This window comes from Pseudoalteromonas fuliginea (assembly GCF_000690055.1).
Classification (GTDB): Bacteria; Pseudomonadota; Gammaproteobacteria; order Enterobacterales; family Alteromonadaceae; genus Pseudoalteromonas; species Pseudoalteromonas fuliginea.
The window spans coordinates 52,182-71,096 of record NZ_JJNZ01000031.1 but is presented as its reverse complement, the minus strand read 5'-3'; the positions used below and the strand labels follow the sequence as shown (position 1 = coordinate 71,096).

Annotated in this window: 13 protein-coding genes; 9 read left to right on the top strand and 4 right to left on the bottom strand. The window is 39.1% G+C overall.

Going from position 1 to position 18,915, the window contains the following annotated elements; genetic code table 11:
• The 6 genes from DC53_RS09625 (at position 1) to DC53_RS09645 (ending at position 9,506) form a co-directional block, all read left to right on the top strand.
• Positions 1 to 837: an ABC transporter ATP-binding protein gene (locus DC53_RS09625; RefSeq protein WP_007376927.1), complete on the top strand. Its 837-nt coding sequence runs from the start codon at positions 1 to 3 to the stop codon at positions 835 to 837.
• Positions 834 to 2,078, top strand: coding sequence for a hypothetical protein (locus DC53_RS09630; protein ID WP_033029947.1), 1,245 nt, complete (start codon positions 834 to 836; stop codon positions 2,076 to 2,078). Before DC53_RS09625 ends, DC53_RS09630 begins: the two co-directional genes overlap by 4 nt.
• A 28-nt stretch (positions 2,079 to 2,106) precedes the next feature.
• Positions 2,107 to 2,805, top strand: a complete 699-nt coding sequence (locus tag DC53_RS0120540) for a hypothetical protein (RefSeq protein WP_232525501.1) — start codon at positions 2,107 to 2,109, stop codon at positions 2,803 to 2,805.
• A 201-nt stretch (positions 2,806 to 3,006) separates the two neighbouring features.
• Positions 3,007 to 5,751: an Ig-like domain-containing protein gene (locus tag DC53_RS09635; protein ID WP_033029944.1), complete on the top strand. Its 2,745-nt coding sequence runs from the start codon at positions 3,007 to 3,009 to the stop codon at positions 5,749 to 5,751.
• 13 nt (positions 5,752 to 5,764) lie between these two features.
• Positions 5,765 to 8,443: a TonB-dependent receptor gene (locus DC53_RS09640; protein WP_007376932.1), complete on the top strand. Its 2,679-nt coding sequence runs from the start codon at positions 5,765 to 5,767 to the stop codon at positions 8,441 to 8,443.
• Positions 8,436 to 9,506 (top strand): cytochrome-c peroxidase, encoded by a 1,071-nt coding sequence (locus DC53_RS09645; RefSeq protein ID WP_033029942.1) that lies wholly within the window; start codon positions 8,436 to 8,438, stop codon positions 9,504 to 9,506. Before DC53_RS09640 ends, DC53_RS09645 begins: the two co-directional genes overlap by 8 nt.
• On the opposite strand, the gene DC53_RS09650 is transcribed toward DC53_RS09645, so the two are convergent.
• Positions 9,501 to 10,418 carry a LysR family transcriptional regulator gene (locus DC53_RS09650; RefSeq protein WP_204247268.1) on the bottom strand — a complete coding sequence of 306 codons (918 nt, stop codon included), beginning with the start codon at positions 10,416 to 10,418 and terminating at the stop codon, positions 9,501 to 9,503. The genes DC53_RS09645 and DC53_RS09650 overlap by 6 nt on opposite strands.
• A gap of 80 nt (positions 10,419 to 10,498) precedes the next feature.
• Between DC53_RS09650 and DC53_RS09655 the strand changes: the two genes are divergently transcribed.
• Together DC53_RS09655 and DC53_RS09660 are read left to right on the top strand one after the other, a co-directional pair.
• A complete protein-coding gene (locus DC53_RS09655; protein ID WP_033029938.1) occupies positions 10,499 to 11,638 on the top strand; it encodes an alkene reductase in 1,140 nt (379 codons plus the stop codon).
• 368 nt (positions 11,639 to 12,006) lie between these two features.
• The gene (locus DC53_RS09660) at positions 12,007 to 12,747 is read left to right on the top strand and encodes a DUF6515 family protein (protein WP_033029936.1); all 741 of its coding nucleotides are present in this window, start codon (positions 12,007 to 12,009) and stop codon (positions 12,745 to 12,747) included.
• 158 nt (positions 12,748 to 12,905) lie between these two features.
• Here DC53_RS09660 and DC53_RS09665 read toward each other — a convergent pair whose 3' ends face one another.
• From DC53_RS09665 to DC53_RS09675, 3 genes are all read right to left on the bottom strand, one after another.
• Entirely contained in the window at positions 12,906 to 13,376 is a 471-nt protein-coding gene (locus tag DC53_RS09665; protein WP_007376937.1) for a GFA family protein, read from the bottom strand.
• 102 nt (positions 13,377 to 13,478) lie between these two features.
• Entirely contained in the window at positions 13,479 to 15,551 is a 2,073-nt protein-coding gene (locus tag DC53_RS09670; protein ID WP_033029960.1) for a catalase, read from the bottom strand.
• Positions 15,552 to 15,797: 246 nt separating this feature from the next.
• Complete coding sequence (locus DC53_RS09675; protein ID WP_010553100.1) at positions 15,798 to 16,631, bottom strand: mechanosensitive ion channel family protein; 834 nt, start codon at positions 16,629 to 16,631, stop codon at positions 15,798 to 15,800.
• Positions 16,632 to 16,930: 299 nt separating this feature from the next.
• Between DC53_RS09675 and gss the strand changes: the two genes are divergently transcribed.
• Complete coding sequence (gss, locus tag DC53_RS09680) at positions 16,931 to 18,787, top strand: bifunctional glutathionylspermidine amidase/synthase (RefSeq protein WP_033029935.1); 1,857 nt, start codon at positions 16,931 to 16,933, stop codon at positions 18,785 to 18,787.
• Positions 18,788 to 18,915: the final 128 nt, after the last annotated feature.

The window sequence follows — 18,915 nt, the reverse complement described above, 5'->3', positions numbered from 1 at the left end:
ATGGAACAACCACTCCTTAGCTACAAAAATGTATATAAAACAATTAACTCAAAAAATATTCTGAAAAATATTAATTTAGATGTGTATCCAGGTATGGTAATTGGCTTACTCGGTAAAAATGGCGCAGGTAAAACGACTTTACTACGCTGTGCACTTGGATTAGTAACTCCCGATATGGGTGATATTAGTGTTTTTTCAGAGCCAAGTTTACAAATTAATGCTGAAAACAAAGCTAAAATTGGCTATGTTGCTCAACAGTCATTTGGTTATGAGGGGTTTAAAATAGCCGATGCATTGGCACTACATCGTAGTTTTTACCCTAACTGGGATACCGAGCTTGAAACCAAATGGCTAGGTCGGTTTGAACTTTCAAGCACCGCTGCAATTAGCAACTTATCAATAGGTCAAAGACAAACACTTGCGTTAATTATGGCAATGGCATATCGCCCTAAATTACTTATTTTAGATGAACCAGTTGCAAGCCTAGACCCTATTGCCAGACGCGAGTTTATGAGCGATTTGTTCGATCTCGCACTCGATTCCGGTTCGGGGATTTTGTTTTCATCACATATCACTTCCGACATAGAGCGCGTTGCAAGCCATATTGCCCTTATAAAAGAAGGTGAACTGCTGTTATTTGATGAACAAGATGAGATTCGCGAAACTATCCGAAAAGTTAATTTTACCGATAACACCATTAACTTAACTGCTTACACTGTATTAGCTCAAAACAAAAATTCGGCCATTATTTATGGTTATAACAACGAAACAATTGATGGCGCATTGAGTATTAATCCGCTTTCTTTAGAGCAACTGTTTGTGGAGCTACATGCATGAGTTCGCCACAAAGCCGTAAGTGGTATCAAGGTTGGAGCGGTTTATGGTTAAAAGAAGCCGGTCCCGCTAGTTATTTTGTGCCATCAATATTTGCGACTATTTTTTCCCCCCTATTTATTGGTAGTGAACCTGTTATTCTTAATCTGCTCGCAATGTTTGCGATTATTTGCATGTACGCATCACTTGCTTTACAAAGTATTCGCTTACAAGCCACAGAGTGGCAGGCGCTAGTTGTTGATTATTGCCAACATATAACGCAACAAGGCAAAGTGTTTATTGCAATAATAAATGGTTTTATGCTGATAAATGCAGCTATTGAGCAGAGTATTCATCTTTTATCTACTATCTTTGTAGCGAATACACTTGGTTTAGGGCTATGGCTTTTATGTAGAGTGAGCAGTCATTTATTTACCCTTGGATGTTACATAATATTCACCACAGGCATTATAAGTTGTGTGTTATTAGAAAAAACACCTATTTTTTTAATCCCTATAGCTATTGTTACTTACTTAGTCCTATTAGTATTTAGAGATAAATTTGGCCAACCATATCACTTTAGCAGTCATGCCTTTGCTAATTATCGTCATGGTGTGCAATCGGGGTGGTCGCCTGTTCCTGTTGGTTTTTTATCAAGTTACTCTAAGTATTTAAATAAACAGCTCTTCCCTTTGAGTTACTTTGTAGGTCCTTCACTATCTCAATTTGCTATTTTGCTAGTAGGATTGAGTGCCAGCGCAATAATCATTAACTTTTTTTACGATATATCTAAGCACTCAATGTTTAGTTTAACAAATGTCTTGCTTGCGCTATTCACGCTTTGCCAATGGAGTCGATCACAAAGGACGCAGTCATGGGAATTGCTTTACACTCTCCCTATTTACAATAGCACTGCACAAGCAAAAAGCGCTTTTATTCAAAGTGCATTAAAATTTACAATTTACGTAGGAATATTTTGTTTTATTGTTACTTTGCCATTAATTGGACAACAACAATGGCAGTTTGTATATGCAGCTAATTTTTCACTTACAGCATGCGCAGCTTTTTTAGCTAGTTTTATAATTGGTAACATTGTTAAAAACACCAGTATTATGGGTATACTTTTATGTTTTTCATATGGCGGCCACATGGCTTTAAGTACTTACATCATTCAAAGCGATAACGGCTTTACAGACCTTGTTTTGGTAAGCTTATATGTATGTTCATTAGCATTATTAAATCGTTTCTCTGCAAAATATTTATAGCTTGAATTAAATAGGAATAAACCAAGTAATGATAAAATTAGTGCTTATTTACATATCGTTATTATGCTGTAGCTTTTCAACAAGCGCGCTGGTGCTCGTTAAAAAAAACACCCTGTATTACAGTGGCCAAATTACTGAGGTTCAAAATAATAAAGCTTCTGAACTTTTAAAAAGCAATTCCTCGATAAACGCATTAACGATTACCAGCGGTGGCGGTAACATCGATTTTGGTATGGATTTAGCTGACTTGATCGCCGCTCATAAACTTAGCGTGAGCATAAAAGACTTTTGCTTTTCATCTTGTGCTAACTACATACTACTCGTAGGGCAACCGACAACCATTGAGAAAAATGCAATAGTTGGCTGGCATGGCGATGCAGCCTCTGCAAAATGGCTCGACAGTGATATAGACACTATGGTCAAAAATTTAGATGAACCAAAAAAAAGTAAAAAATGGCAAGTACTCCGTGCGCATTATGATCAGGTTATAGCCAAAGCAAGTAAGCGAGAACGAGCAATGTATAAACGCTTTAATGTAAATCATGACCTACTTACTGTGGGTCTTGAGCCAAGTTTACGCAAAGCAGCAATAAAAAAACATGCGCGAGGCTGGACATACTCACCCAAGGCACTTGCGTCTTTAGGTGTTAAAAATATAATTTTTAATCAGTGGCAACCTCGTTCCGTTAAGCACTTCCCTTTATTAATAATAAAAGACGTTAATTAAAGCTTAATCTATTGTTTGCTAAGGAATAACCATTCAGCCTTAGCAAACTACCATTCTATTTTTTAGTTTATTTAAACCCCTTAAACTTTATTTCATCCAATAAATCACTTTAATTTATCATATAAATTACTTTTTACATATGAAATGCAATTGATATGCGTTATCATTTGCAACATCATTAACCTTTATTGTTCAACAATCATGAATAAGCTAATTCAACTCACACCTATATTATGCACTTTAATTTTAACTGGTTGCGGTGGTGGCTCTAGTAATAAAGCACCTTTATTTAATGAGCCAAACCTAAGCTTCACTTTAAACGAAGACACCTCTTTTACTGCTCAAGTAACAGCCACCGACGATGACGTCCTAAGCTATACACTTGCTAACGCGCCAAGTAATGGCATCATAGCAGTAGAGGCTAACGGTGAGTTTACTTACACACCTAATGCCGACTTCTTTGGTAGCGATAGTGCTTCAATTTCTGCCAGTGATAGCTCTCTTAGCACAAATGTAACGGTTAACTTTACGGTTGAAAATGTTAATGACGCGCCTGTATTACAAACAACGAACGTGTTTGTTACCTCCTCATCAACAACAGAGGGCTCAATTAATGTTACTGATGCCGATGGGGATGAAATAACCATTACCTTGGTAACCCCTCCTGAGAGCGGTGAAATTACAATAAACGAAAGTACTGGAGAATTTACCTTTGAAGCGCAAACATTAAGCTCAGTTAACGAAGTATTCGAAATTAACTATACCGATGGTGTTATTGATGAACCAATTACCGCCAGCATTACACTTAGCCCATCGTATGTGACGAATGAAGACAAGCGTAATTTTTATTACAGCTCTAGTAAGTCACACTTAAAACAAGCCGATATTATTAACGAAAGTATAAACGATGAAATTTCACGTTATACCGTATATCAAGTGCAAGCTGCTGCTTATGCGCGTGCTGGGTTTTTAGATACCGCCGAAGACTATTTATTACTCATTAACGAGCAAACAGCACTAGCTAGTGGCCTACAAGATGTAGCCGTTGCTTTAGATAGTATTCGTAATGTGGAATTAGGGAATAACTACCGCACCCGCTCTTTAGCTGCTTACAACCAGTACTTAGCTGAAAAGGGCTTTGAAAATATAAACAGTAGTGATGCGTCTTGGTTACTTGGTTTAGTAAATGATTATATGGATGTAGGGCAAACTGAAGAAGCAGAAACCCTGCTAAATACCATTAACAGCTACGCAGAGATTGTACGTGAAGAAGAGTACACAAAAACATATGGTTACTTTCAAACAGCGTTTAAAAATGCAGCCGAAGGTGCATTAGACGTATATGCTGCCAACCCAACTGATGCCAATCAGCTTACAGCACAAACATTCGCTGCTGCACTGGTAAATATTTCGAGTAACACAGGTTACGAAATTCAAAAAAGCGGTGAATTTAAAGGTAAAAAAACACAAAGGCTAAAAGCGCTTTATACCGCATGGGCGGCAGAGGTTTTATTTCGCGCAAACTCGCTTGAACTAGCTCGAGAATACGTAAACTTAGCGCTGTCGTTTTATGGTGTAACGGGCATAGATAGCAACTATGACTTTGCTGCTTCAGAATACACTGAGGCCAATTTAGGTACTTATACCTATCCACTACAAACTCTAGCCGGATTACTAGAAGGCCTTTATGACCTCGAAGAAAACCCTGCGTTTGCATTACTTTCATCTGATTTTGATATCAGTGGTGCTAAACAAATTATGTATAGTTTCACTATAGCCAAAAGCATTATAGCAGGCACTTCAGTGGCCGATGCCGCTGCTGACGGCTTTGCCTATTTTACCGAAGAAGGTGATTATAACGAGTTTTTCAGAAGCTTGACCGAAACAAACAACAACGCAGGCACAGCGCAAATTTTATATCAGTACGGTTATACCGAACAAGCGAAAGACGTATTAACGTATGCGGGTGAGTTTATTTCATCTGACGAGTACATAAGTGCAGAGTCATCTACTTCTTTCTTAGCTGGCTATAAAGGGTGTGGTTTACTAGTCACCATTAGTAGAGAAGTCGGCGCAGATACTGCTGCTGCCGCAAATCGCTGTTTAATCATGTTAAATAAACTAAATACAGGCACATTACGCACTTTAACCGACACTTCTGCAATTGTTGTTCACAGCAATGTAATGGTATCACTTGACCGCGCAGGCTTAACTGACGAAATCCCCGCAATAAATACGCAATTACTTAGTAAAATTAGTGTATTAGATGACATTGAAGACCGCTTTGAATATCGCTTAGAAACATTAGGTTATTTAGTAAACGCAGGGTTTACCGACTTAGCCTTAACTACATTTAATAGTGCAATAGTTGAAGTAAACGAAAATTTAAGCACGTTAACAAGTGACCAACTACTTGAGATACTCGAATCATTAAAAATTGAAGCAATACTACTTAGCCCATCAGCAACTGGCTTTTGGGAACGTTACAGCATGCTTTCTAGCATGGGCGCTAATGTAGGTAGTATTTCTGACTTTGCTAGCACCTACAGTAGTGTGAAAACACAAACCTCAGCACTTGTCTCCGGTATTGAAACGCTTATTTTAGCACAAGCCGATACTGTCATTATTGAAGCTATGGAAGATTTAGTCGAAGCACATACCTTATTGGGCGAATACGAGCAAGCTACAGCGCTTGTAACTAACGATGTAAACGGTGAAGCCGACCAACTTGACCTTTACACCACAATGGCTGAATTAATTGCAAGCAAAGATGACTTTAGAGATAACCGTGTTGCCAGTGTTGATACTGATAACGACGGGCTTCCAAACTTCTTCTTAGCAAATGTAACTGATGAAGATATTGCCGCTTCGGGTTTAACAGCCGATGAAGATGCTGACAACGATGGTATTGCTGATAGCGAAGACAGCACTCCAATTGGCAACTAAATAAGAGAAAACAATGCAGACACGTTATATTTATGCGTGTCTGTTTTTGCTTGCCCATAATGCATATGGTGCGACCGAGCAAAAACAGACTCCTCCCCCACCTGAAGATTGCAGCACACTCACTGACGAAAAAAAAAGTTTATGTGAAGCTATCGAACACATTGAAGTCAAAGGCCAATTTATAGGGATAGAAGTTCCTGAAGTTATTGGTCGTTCGTATTTAGACCGCAGTTTTATTGATGCAACAGCCAAAGGGAATGGCGACATAAATGAGCTAATTGCACTTTTACCAAGCGTACAATTAAGCAATGAGGCATTCAGCATTGAAAGCTTAGCTGAGATAAGTGCGCCAGAAATATCCATCTCAGGTGCACAACCTTGGCAAACAGGTTTTTCACTTGATGGTATGAACTACAATAATCGTATTGATCCCGCCAGTAGTAGCCGCTTAACATCATCAAGTAATGATGTGTCAGGCGGTGTGCAAAGCATGAATGTAAACTCTGATGTAGTTGAGTCTATTACTGTTTATGACCATAACATTCCGGCTGAATTTGGTGGCTTTTCTGGCGGTGTTGTTGATACCAAAACAAAAGAAACGTTTGGCAAAGATAGTTTTAGCTTTACTGTACGCGGAAATCACAGTGATTGGGCTGATTATCATTATATTCAAGCGGACGATGAAACTAAGCAAAGCAGTACAGATGAAGCTGAATTAGAGGCTCCAGTATACGAAAAAATAAGCTATTCATTGAGCGGTAAAAAGCAACTTAATAAACGCCACGGTGTGATGTTTAGCTTAAATTACCTTAACAGTAATATAAGTGATTTATCGCTGGGGCAAACAAAAACCCAAAGCCGCCGTAACATTAACGCTATATTTAAATATGGTTATAAGAACGGCTGGGTTGATAACTTTACGGTAAGTATGATCTATTCTCCCTACGAGGTGAATGGTTTTATTACTGATGCACTCGATAGTGACTATCAGTTAGAAGGTGGCGCTTATGGTAGCGCAATACAATTAAAGCAAGATTTTAAATATGTAACATGGGCAAGTAATTTAAGCTTTAACATAAGCGATAGTAGCCGAGATGGCCCAGCGCATTTTTATAATTGGCTACAAACAAAAGGAAAAGACTGGGGACAATACGCTAACCAAGGCGATGCAGACGAACGCTTTTCACGCCAAGGTGGTTATGGCGCGTTAGATAACAGCCAATTCACCACCAATTGGAAAAATACATTTAATCTAGAAGCTTTTAAATTTTTAGGATCAACCCACTCAGTTGTGGCTGGTGCAGAAATTAAATATCAGCAAATAGAACGTGAGCGCTTTCAAGATGGCTATAACTACAGCTCACCTGTTATATGGTCTAGTGCTACTACACCACTTAATTGCAGTGGTTATTCGCTTGATTGTCAAGCACTCGAAACTCTCATCCCTATAGGAGAATTAGCTGAGCAACTAGGTGGGGAGATTGACTTTAACAACTCGGAGCACGTTACCGCTTACAGTAATAATATAACTACTACAGCGCAATTTTTTAATGGCCGAACAGTTAGCCCTGCTGAATACATAGATGTAAATTTAAATCGTAACGCACTCTACATTACCGACCACATCAAGTACGGTAAACTTGATGTAAATTTAGGCATGCGCTACAACTATGATGACTTTTTACAAAACCACGATGTAGCACCGCGAATTTCATTAGGGTACGACGTATTTGATAATCAAAAAACCATTATCAGTGCCGGCCTAAGTCGATATTACGACTCTGCAATTATCAGTTATAAAATTAAGGAACAACAACAGTTTTCTTATCTGCAATATAGACCTATCGAAAGTGGGAACTTACAAAACTGGTTAGATTCAAATTATACTGGCAGTTTTAAATATCGATTTAATGACGTGAATACCCCTTACGATGATGAGTTATCACTCGGTATCGCTCACGCATTTGAGACAATTGGTAATATTTCTTTAAAATACATAAAGCGTAAAAAACATCAGCAGTTTTCTCGTACCACTTCAGACGAAACCGATATTGATGGCTACACTTATATAGATATTAGCAACCAAGGTTCAGGAAGTTCAGAGCGGATTTCACTCGCTTGGAGCGCACAATTTGGTGCCCATTCAGTATGGGCAAATACGTCGTATGCCGAGAACGAAATATCAAATGACAATTATAATGCAACCGTAGATAACACCCCACTTGATGAACTCGTTTACTATGTTAATGCGAAAGATGAAGGATCACTGGTCACATTAAGTCAGTTGTCTCAGATACGGACGAACTTTGGTGCACCTATCACGGCTGCATTAGGTTGGAACGTAGATTGGGTTGATTCATTTAGTACTGGATTAAACATTTCATATTCAGGGAGCTACGATACCGCAGTAAATACAGGAGGAAGTGAAAGCATTGATATAGAGGATGCCTGTGCTAGCTGCCCAGTTGTTTCCACTCTATTTGATGTTTACCAGGAACAGACTATACGTGCCAGGACAATGCTAAACCTAAGTTTAAAATACAAACATAAACTGACCAATAGCCAAAGCTTAGAGTTACGAGCTGATATTTCCAATCTATTAAATAAGAGAACGTATACAGTTGCAGAGGGCGCATCAGGTATTGAGCCTGGTCGAGTATTTTGGTTGGGGCTTAGCTACAAATATGACTGAATTTATTCGTATTCTAAGTATTGTACTTTCTTTAAATGCCCAACCGCAGCAGCTTGATACTAAATCACTACGAAAAGTATATAGCGAAGAGCAGATAAACTGGCCTGCCATTCAAACCAGTGATGGGCGTATAGTTGAGCCTCTTTCGTTATTGCCAATAGCTACTCCATTGCCAGAGCACGTTGCACTTGGTAATAAGCTTTTTCATGATCCACAGCTTTCGCGCGATAAAACCGTAAGCTGCGCAAGTTGTCATGAACGAGATAAGGGGTTTCATGATGGTCGTGCCACTGCTATAGGCATAAATGATCAAGTGGGCACTCGCAATACCCCTGCTATTTTTGGTATAGATCAGTGGCAAAGCTTTTTTTGGGATGGTCGCGCTAAAACAGCTGAGCAACAAGCACTTATGCCTATTAGCAATCCAATTGAAATGGACTTAGATCCACAAGAAGCCTTAATACGGGTCAATAAAGATAAAAGCTATACGGCATTTAATAAAAGTGCCTTTAATTCAGACACGCTTTCTATGGCACAAATGGCAGAAGCCCTCGTTGCATTTGAGCGAACACTCATTGCACCTAATACTCGCTTTAAATCATTTATTAATGAGGTTCAGAGTAATCCAAAAAAAGCGCTTAGACGTTTATCAGATAATGAATTAAACGGATTACATTTATTTAGAACTAAAGCAAAGTGTATGACTTGCCACAATGGCGCGCTATTAAGTGACAACCAATTTCATGGCACTGGCCTTCATTACTACGGCCGTAGTTTTGAAGATAAAGGCCGGTTTAATTTTACAAATAATCCAAGTGATATAGGGTTATTTAGAACCCCTTCTCTACTTGGTTTAACTGAAACATTTCCATGGATGCACAATGGACTTTTTGATGATCTACTAGGCATAGTAAATATGTATAACCATGGTGGAGTAAGACCTAAGCCTAGGAAAAACCAATTAAACGATCCACACTTTCCTAAGACGACGAAACTGTTAAAACCATTAAAACTCACCAAGCAAGAGCGTTTAGATCTTGTTGCATTTTTACGGATTTTATAAGTTTTGTAATTGCTCTATCAACCATTTATGAACTGGGCTGTTATTAGTACGTGGATGCCATGCTGCTATCACTTTAAAAGTAGGTGGAAGTGCCTCAACTTCTAGCAGTCTAACTTTACTATTTGGTAATAATCTTGAAGGGTAAAACGCGAGCATATCAGTAGTATGTAAAATGTCGGGCACCGCTGAAAAACTCGGTACCGACATAACAATATTACGTTTTAGCCCTTGGCTTTCAAACCATTGATCGTGCGATCCGCGTAAATTAGCGCGTGAAGGCGACACCACCAGCTGCGGGTGCGCTGCAATCTCCGGCAGTGTTAAGGGCTCATCTTCAAACTCATTTTTACAGCCTGTAATACACAAGTGCTGCTCTTCTAGCAAAGTGACATACGCTAAGTTGTCAGGTATAAACTCTGGAAAGCTTATCAGTAAATCAAGCTCGCCTGCCGTTATAAGTTGATTAACGTTGTCAGACGCAAAGTCGCGCACTATCAGCTTTAAACCTGGCGCTTCACGGCGGGTAATATTAAATAATTGCGGTAATAAAGCCTGCGTGGCGTAGTCGGTTGCGCTTATGGTAAACACACCTTTATAAGTTTGCGGGCTAAACTGCTCAGGCTCTAGTAACGACTCTAATTGCTTTAAAATATGATTAACAGGCGCCTTTAGCCCTTGCGCTTTAGGAGTAGCAACCATGTTATTGCCTTGGCGAATAAACAAACGATCGTCAAATAAATCTCGTAGCTTTCGTAGTTGCTCACTAATTGCTTGTTGCGTTAACCCCATTTTTTTGGCTACTTGTGAAAGGTTTTGCAGTTCTAATAAGCTACTGAGTACTCTTAACTGCTTTATATCAAGCCGACTAATACCATTCATAATTGTATGCTGTACAAAAAAGTGTTGTTTCAAATTGTATCTGTAAATCTCTATGCTGCCAATGTCGCTTAACCACTATTTAAGCCTTTGTTTGCTTTATAAGAGAATTTAAAATGAAATCAGAATTAATTAACACCGCCCCTTTATTCTCATCAATTGAGCTTGGCCCTTTTACACTTAAAAACCGTATTGTGATGCCTCCTCTTACTCGCTCTCGCAGCACTCAGCCTGGCAATATCCCTAATGAATTAATGGCTGAGTATTACTCGCAGCGCGCATCGGCTGGTTTTATGGTTACTGAAGGCACACAAATAGAACCTCGTGGACAAGGTTACGCTTGGACCCCTGGAATTCACTCGCAAGCACAAATTGAAGGCTGGAAAAAAGTAACACATGCAGTACACGCTAAAGGCGGCGTTATTTTTGCTCAGCTTTGGCATGTAGGGCGCGTATCGCACACCACACTACAACCAAATTCAGGTAAACCGGTTGGCCCTTCAGATATTATTGCTGACAATGTAAAAGTCTTTATTGAAACCGCACCTGGTGAAGGAGTGTTGGCTGATCCAAGTGAGCCCCGCGCACTAACTACAACTGAAGTTGGTGAACTGGTAAACATGTACGCTCAAGCTGCACGCAATGCTTTAGAAGCAGGCTTTGATGGTGTGGAGCTTCATTGTGCTAACGGGTATTTAGTTAATCAGTTTATTTCTGAGCATACAAATAACCGTGATGATCAATACGGTGGGACACTTACTAATCGCCTGCGATTTTTAAAAGAAATAGTTGAAGCGGTAAGTGACGTTGTAGGCGCAAACCGTTTAGGTGTTCGCTTTGCTCCTTTATTTGAAAGCACAGACGAAACACGAGTGTATTTAGGACTTGTTGAATCAAACCCTCACCATACTTATATACAAGCCGTTAAAGTGCTTGAGCAAGCTGGTATTGCTTACTTATCGATTGCAGAAGCTGATTGGGATAACGCTCCCGATTTACCACTAGAGTTTTATAAAGCAGTACGAGCTGAATTTTCAGGTCGCATTATTTATGCTGGTAAATACACAGTAGAAAAAGCGGTGCGTATTTTAGGTGAAGGTTACGGTGACTTATTTGCATTTGGTCGCCCATTTATAGCTAACCCTGATTTACCAGAGCGTATAGCGAATAATTGGACGTTTAACGAAGCCGATGCAGCCACTATGTATGGCGGTACTGAAGTGGGTTATAGCGATTATCCTTTTTATCAAAAGTAATTAAGCTGTACTCTGGACAATAAATCTATCTCTAGCAGCTATTTTCAGCGCTAGAGAAAGTAAATTTAAATATCACCATGATTCAATATGTTAGTAAATATCTAAACCAAAGTTCAGGTTAGTTAATAAACAAAGCCAAGGAAGGCTTAATTACTAATTTTATATCCATTTTTTGTGACTCGACTAATCGTTTGGGGTGCATTAAAACGTTCCTAAAATCGTCAAAAACTAGGTATTATGTCAAGAACCGTTAGTAAAATGTAAAAAGCTGTAAGCATAGCTCTGTTTACTGTTGTATGTCAGTTAACATTCAGTTTGAGCCGCTAGTATTGAACCCAGTTATGTAAAAACATAAACGAGGCAACACTATGAAACTTACTTTTTTACTACCTGCCCTGCTCGCCATTGGCGCAGTATCAGGCTCTGCGCTTGGAGCACAAAACGAGCGAGAGAATGATAAAAGCTTTAAACGCGATCACGACAAACGTGTTGAATATAAACACGTTGAACGCCGCCATGAAAAAAAGCAGCGTATTGAGCATAAAAAAGAAAAACGTAAACTTGCTAAGTACAAACAGGAAAAGCGTGAACTACACCGCTACAACCAGCGAAAATATAACTACTTAACAAGCCATCACAATTCAGTCGCTTACAGACAAAATCGATTTATAAACCATTTACCACGCAATAGCGCATCAATCAGATTTAATGGTATTTCGTTTACGTTTAACGACGGCCTTTATTACCGTAAAGCTAAAAGAGGCTACCATGTTGTTAAACCACCTAGAGGCCTGCGTATAAATACGCTACCAAGAAATTACAGGCATTTTAAACACCATAATACGACTTACTACACTTATCAAAATGTATACTACATGGCGGATAATGATGGTTATACGGTTGTTGATGAGCCATCAACTCGCCTTAATCAGGCAATAAAAGTGGGTAATGTAAAGGACTATCGCTTGGGTCAAACATACGACTCACTGCCTATGGCTGCACAGGCCGTAATAATTAACTCACAGCAGTATTTTAAATACGGCGATATTTATTTTTTACCGCAAATAAGTGACGATGAAATAAAATACCTCGCTATAAAGCTGGGATGAATTAATTTATGTATATTGCTATTTAAACATTAAACCTACCACTCTCTCATTGAGCTCAATGAGAGAGTGGTAATAGCCCGTATACGCTAAATGGCTCTGATCAATAAAAGCAACAACGTCATTTTCGCCATTATTTTATAGTGTTAAAAAATACATTTTTATTGTTCTAACTTTAAACGTTGATGCCATTGAGCAATACTTTCGCTTGGGTATTGATCAAACTGCAGATCACCGTTTTTTATAGGCGCATCAACCCAATGGGCTTTACTGCCTAACATTAAATGAGTGCGCTCTGGCGGTATGGGTAACTCACTATCAATTGCACCAGCAAATGGGTGAACTTGATCTGGCCAACGCGCGTCGTACAGCCATAAATTAGCACTACAATGTTTGCAAAAATGACGCTCAGCGGGGCTGATTTTATTGTCTATTTTAGCGTGATAAATCGTTATATGCTCCGCACCTGTCACTTTTAATGTTTTATATTCTGCACTTAAATTAATAACAAAGCCCCCGCTTCCTGCAGTTTTTCTGCATATAGAGCAATAACATAAATTGTAAGGATAAGGGTGTTTTGAGTTGACCGTAAATACCACTTTGCCACAGTGGCAAGCGCCATTTAACTTCATAATAAATCCAATTTTATTGTTGGCTTGAACTAATACTTTAACGAGGTAAGCATAAAAAAACCACAACAATTACACGCTGTGGTTTTTAAATTAATGAGCTTACTAACGTTTCCAAAATCTTAAATTACGCAATGTACTTATAAATTTATCGGCAGAGTCTACCTTTAAATCTATCCAACCATCATCTACTTTTCCATCAAGGCCTGCCGCTTTAAATAAAGGCTTGGCCTCATTTGTAAAGCCTATAAATTTCATATGTGCGTACGCATCACTTACAAAGTCTTTAGCTTCTGCTATAGCAGCTAGTTTTTCAGCTCCTTCTTCAGTGGTGAGTACAAGTACCGCATCGTATAAAACCGATGGACCACCATTAATAACCTGATCAGCTTTAAAGTACTTACCTTTACTGCATTTAGCACCGCCAACTTGTGGGGCAATAATTTCAAAGTTTGCATCTTCACTTTTAAGTGTATTGGTAACCGATTCAAAAATTTCTGCATTAAAGCCATCACTTACTAAAATACCTAATTTACGGCCTTTGAAGGTGCTGGGCGCATTTTTCAAAATACTTAACGCATCAGATACAGGTAAGTCTTTACGTGTTGGCATAGCAGCTTCAGCTGGGGCTGGCATTTCTTGCAAACCAAGTCCTTCGGCAACTTTGTTTGCGAGGGTTTCGTCAATATTCAATAAATGCGATACCAAACGCTCTCGTATTAGTAAATGCTCAACTTTAGAAAGCTCGAACACGTACGCAGATTGAATATGCGCCTGCTCTACCTCTGTTTGACTTAAATAAAATTGACGAGCTTGACTGTAATGATCGCTGAATGTTTCTGAGCGATAACGCAGTTTATCACCGTCGCTTACTTCAGGTTCCTTTGAGCTTTTAAAGCCGTGTACTGGGCATTCACGAGGGTTATTTTCGCCTGCGCTCCATGAGTTTGGCTCGTAGTTAACACGTCCTTTTGGATTTTGCATCGCCATGTGCCCATCTTGCTGAAAATGCCTCATTGGGCACTTAGGCGCATTAACCGGAATATGCGTAAAGTTAGGACCACCTAAACGCTTAGTTTGAGTATCTAAGTATGAAAAGTTACGACCTTGCAGTAGCGGGTCGGGTGTAAAATCGAGCCCTGGTACAATGTTTTGTGTACAAAATGCAACTTGCTCTGTTTCTGCAAAAAAGTTATCGACTACGCGATTAAGCACCATTCGCCCAACTATTCTAACGGGCACTTGTTCCTCTGGTATTAGTTTAGTGGCATCGAATACGTCAAATTCAAACTCATCAGCAAATTGCTGATCAAACACCTGCACACCTAATTCCCATTCAGGAAAGTCGTCGTTATCAATTGATTCCCACATATCTCTGCGATGAAAATCAGGGTCTGCGCCATTTAGTTTAAGCGCCTCGTTCCACACAACTGACTGCATACCGCCTTTTGGTTTCCAATGAAACTTAACGTATTTTTCATCTCCTTTGGCATTAATAAATTTAAAGGTATGAACGCCAAAACCTTCCATAAAGCGTAAAGAGCGCGGAATAGCTCTATCAGACATTGCCCACATAACCATGTGCATTGACTCAGGCGATAAGCTCACAAAATCCCAAAAGTTATCATGTGCTGTTTGCGCTTGCGGAAAACCACGATCTGGCTCGGCTTTAGCTGAATGAACTAAATCTGGAAACTTCATCGCATCTTGAATAAAGAATACCGGTATATTGTTACCCACTAAATCCCAGTTTCCTTCTTGAGTATAAAATTTTACCGCAAAACCACGTACATCACGTGCTAAATCTGGAGACCCTTTATTACCTGCAACTGTAGAGAAACGAGTAAATACTGGGGTTTTTTCACCTTTGCGTTTAAAAATATCAGCACAGGTTAAATCTTCAAGCGTGTCGTAAGTTTCAAAGTACCCATGTGCCCCGAAACCACGAGCATGTACTACTCGCTCAGGAATACGCTCGTGGTCAAAATGAAAAAGCTTTTCGCGCAGTACCTGATCTTCCATTAAGCCAGGACCGCGTTTGCCTGCTTTTAACGAGTTTTGATCGTCGCTCACAGGGCAGCCTTGCGCTGTGGTCATTGTTGGGTAGCCATCAGATGCACTTTGGCGCAGCTCGCCGCCATTGCCTTTCTTACCTGCGTATTTAAATGATTCAGCCATGTCTAATCCTTCATTACAATTTAAGTGATTGGGGTCGTTTTTTAAAGTTTGCTTAACAGCAAAAACAGCTGAGCTAAATGCAAAATAAAGACCAAACAGTAAGAGCAATAAAAGCGCGGGATACAGAGTGAAAATGATGCTTTAATAGGTATTAAAAATAGAAAAAATTACAGAACCTTGTAAGTTTTTCAAGATCAAAAAAAGGCACTTTAAAGTGCCCTTGCGTTTAAATCGTTATAAATTTAGTTAATCTTTACTTTCGTTAACTAAAATTACTTTACGATGAGGGAAAGGTATTTCGATGTTGTTTTCATCTAGTGCTTTTTTAATTAACTCTGGCACAGTGTAAAGAATATCGAAGTAATGCTCACCCTTACAAAAAGGTCTTACTAAAAAGTCTACTGAACTGTTGTTAAGTGTTTCTACTTCAACAAAAGGCGCTGGATCTTTTAGTATGTGTGGGTGCGCTGCAAGTACGGCATCAATAACTTTACGTACAGCCGTTGTATCTTCACCGTATGCAACACCAAAATGCATATCAACACCACGAATTGGATGATGTGAATGGTTAATAATTTGCGCGCCCCAAATTTGACTATTTGGAATAATAACCTGTTGGTTATCGAACGTTTGTAAAATAGTAGTAAACATATCTACTTCTGTTACTTTACCAAAGCGCCCTGCAGCCTCAATAAAGTCATTCACTTTATAAGGTCTAAAAACAAGTAACATAACGCCTGCTGCAAGGTTCGACATTGCACCTTGTAACGCCAAGCCTATAGCAAGTCCCGCAGCACCGAGTAAAGCAATAATAGAGGCTGTTTGTACACCAAAGCGATTTAACACAGCAATAATAACAAACGCTAATATGATGTAGCGAGCCATGCTGCCTAAAAAGCGAAAAAGCGTATCGTCAAGATGAGTGTATTTATGACACAAGCCAATAATTAAATTGCGTACTTTACCCGCTAACCATAAGCCCGCAAGTAAAATTGCAATAGCTAGTAATATGTTGGTTGCCCACGTAATTGCAGCGGGTAAATATTGATTAATATCAATGTTGTTTATTATGTCTTCCATTATTTTTCCTGTTTTAAAAACTTTTAACTAATTTTAGCTAGTTTTGCTATACCAAGCGCAACAGTTTAACAAAAAATTAACCAAAGTACGAATATAGGTTCAGTTTTACATGTGTAAGCGCTTTGAAGGAGGGATTTCTTAACTACTGCTTTTAAAACGATGGATTGATAAAATATAATTTTAAGCCCTATTTAGCGCCAATATTTAATTAAAGATTATACCCAGTAATATCTTGCTATAACGCAGTTTGGCTCATATAGTCAGCAAATTATCACACCTTATTTTGAACATCTTTGTTTATGAAAGCTTCTGCTAGTGATTTTGGTACTTTATTAGGTTATGCACCTGGTAATGTTGCTGTTTACTCATCTGATTATGATACGGCTGACGAAAGCATTTATCCTAATCGTAGCGCCTATCGTAGTTACCTAGACGGTATTTACATGGGCTATAAATGGCAATGCGTTGAGTTTGCCCGTAGATGGATGTATCTCAACCATGGTTATATTTTTGATGACATAGCCATGGCTTACGATATTTTTGAGCTGCGTTCAGTGCGCGATGTAAATAGCCAAAATAGACTGCCACTAAACGCGTTTAAAAATGGTGCTAAACATCACCCTCAAGTAGGAAGTTTACTGATATGGGAAGAAGGCGGCGAGTTTGAAGAAACAGGCCATGTTGTTGTTGAAGTGCATGAAGATAAAATACGCCTTGCTGAGCAAAATGTAGGACATCAAATATGGCCAACAAATCAAAACTGGTGCCGAGAACTAAAAGCAAAAGTAACTAAAGATGGCGACTATTGGATTGAGTGCTCTTACAGCGACGCCACTATTTTAGGTTGGATGACACAAACTGATGAAACAGAATATGCTGAGTCAACGCCTGAGCTAAACACTGACTTATTTACTATAGAAGCCCATAAAGCAGCAGATACAGGGCAAGCAAATAAGTCATGGTTAAATATTGCGAATGACGATGAAGCTGCTTACGTAGAAATGATGCAAGGTCATAAACTTACATCCGTAGATGAAGATCAACATAATTACTTTGCGATATCTCAAACGGCGCAGCAAAGCATTGAGCATGCAACAAATGAGCTGCATGGCTTATTTATGCATGCAACCGACTATGTACTGCAGCACCCTGAGTTATTAAAAAAGTTTAATTTACCCGATGTTGTGCTTAATAAAATTCGCCAATCGTGGGATAACCGCTTAAACCAATTAATTACCAGCCGGTTTGACTTTGCCTTAACAGCAGCAGGTTTAAAAGTTTACGAATACAATTGCGATTCGGCATCGTGTTATATGAAAAGCGGCAAGGTTCAAGGTAAATGGGCAAAACACTTTGGTGTTAAAACAGGTGTAGATGCAGGTCAAGATTTATTTAAAGACCTCGTAAAAGCATGGCGTAAAAGTGAAGTAAAAGGTCTTGTTCATATTTTACAAGACGATGAACCAGAAGAACATTACCACGCATTATTTATGAAAGAAGCTATTGAAGCCGCAGGCTTTGAGTGTAAGTTAATAATTGGCTTAAGCACACTTCGCTGGAATGAGTTAGGCAACATAGCAGATGCAGATGGCGCACAACTGAGTTACGTATGGAAAACCTGGTCGTGGGAAACCGCACTTGATCAAATTCGTGAGGAATGCGAAGCTGATCAATCATTAGGTGATAACTTTGAACCACAATTCAAAGCTGGTGAAACGCCGCGCTTAGTCGATGTACTACTGCGTAAAAATGTCATGGTATTTGAACCGCTGTGGACATTAATCCCAAGTAATAAGGCCATTTTACCAATACTTTGGAGCTTGTTCCCTAATCATAAGTATTTACTTAATACCGCGTTTGAACTTAATGACGAGTTATTACAAACTGGTTATGTAGTTAAACCGATAGTAGGACGTTGTGGTGCCAATATTCAACTTGTCGATGAACAGCAGCAAGTTATAGAAAAAACAATGGGGCACTTTGCCGAGCAAGACCAGATATACCAACAACTATTTGCACTGCCTAAAGTAGATGACTACTTTGTACAAATATGTAGCTTTACGGCTGCTGGCAAATACTCTGGTGGTGGCGTACGCGTTGATAAAAGTATGATCATAAACGGTCATAGCGATTGCATGGCACTGCGTATTAAATAATAAATAATACTAAGCCCGCAATTTGCTGCGGGCTTAAGTTTGTGTGGCCCTTCCCTCTTTTAAGTTTTATGGCTATCTCAAGCGAGTTACTCCTGATAGAGTAAATTTATTAAACACCACAAATTAAG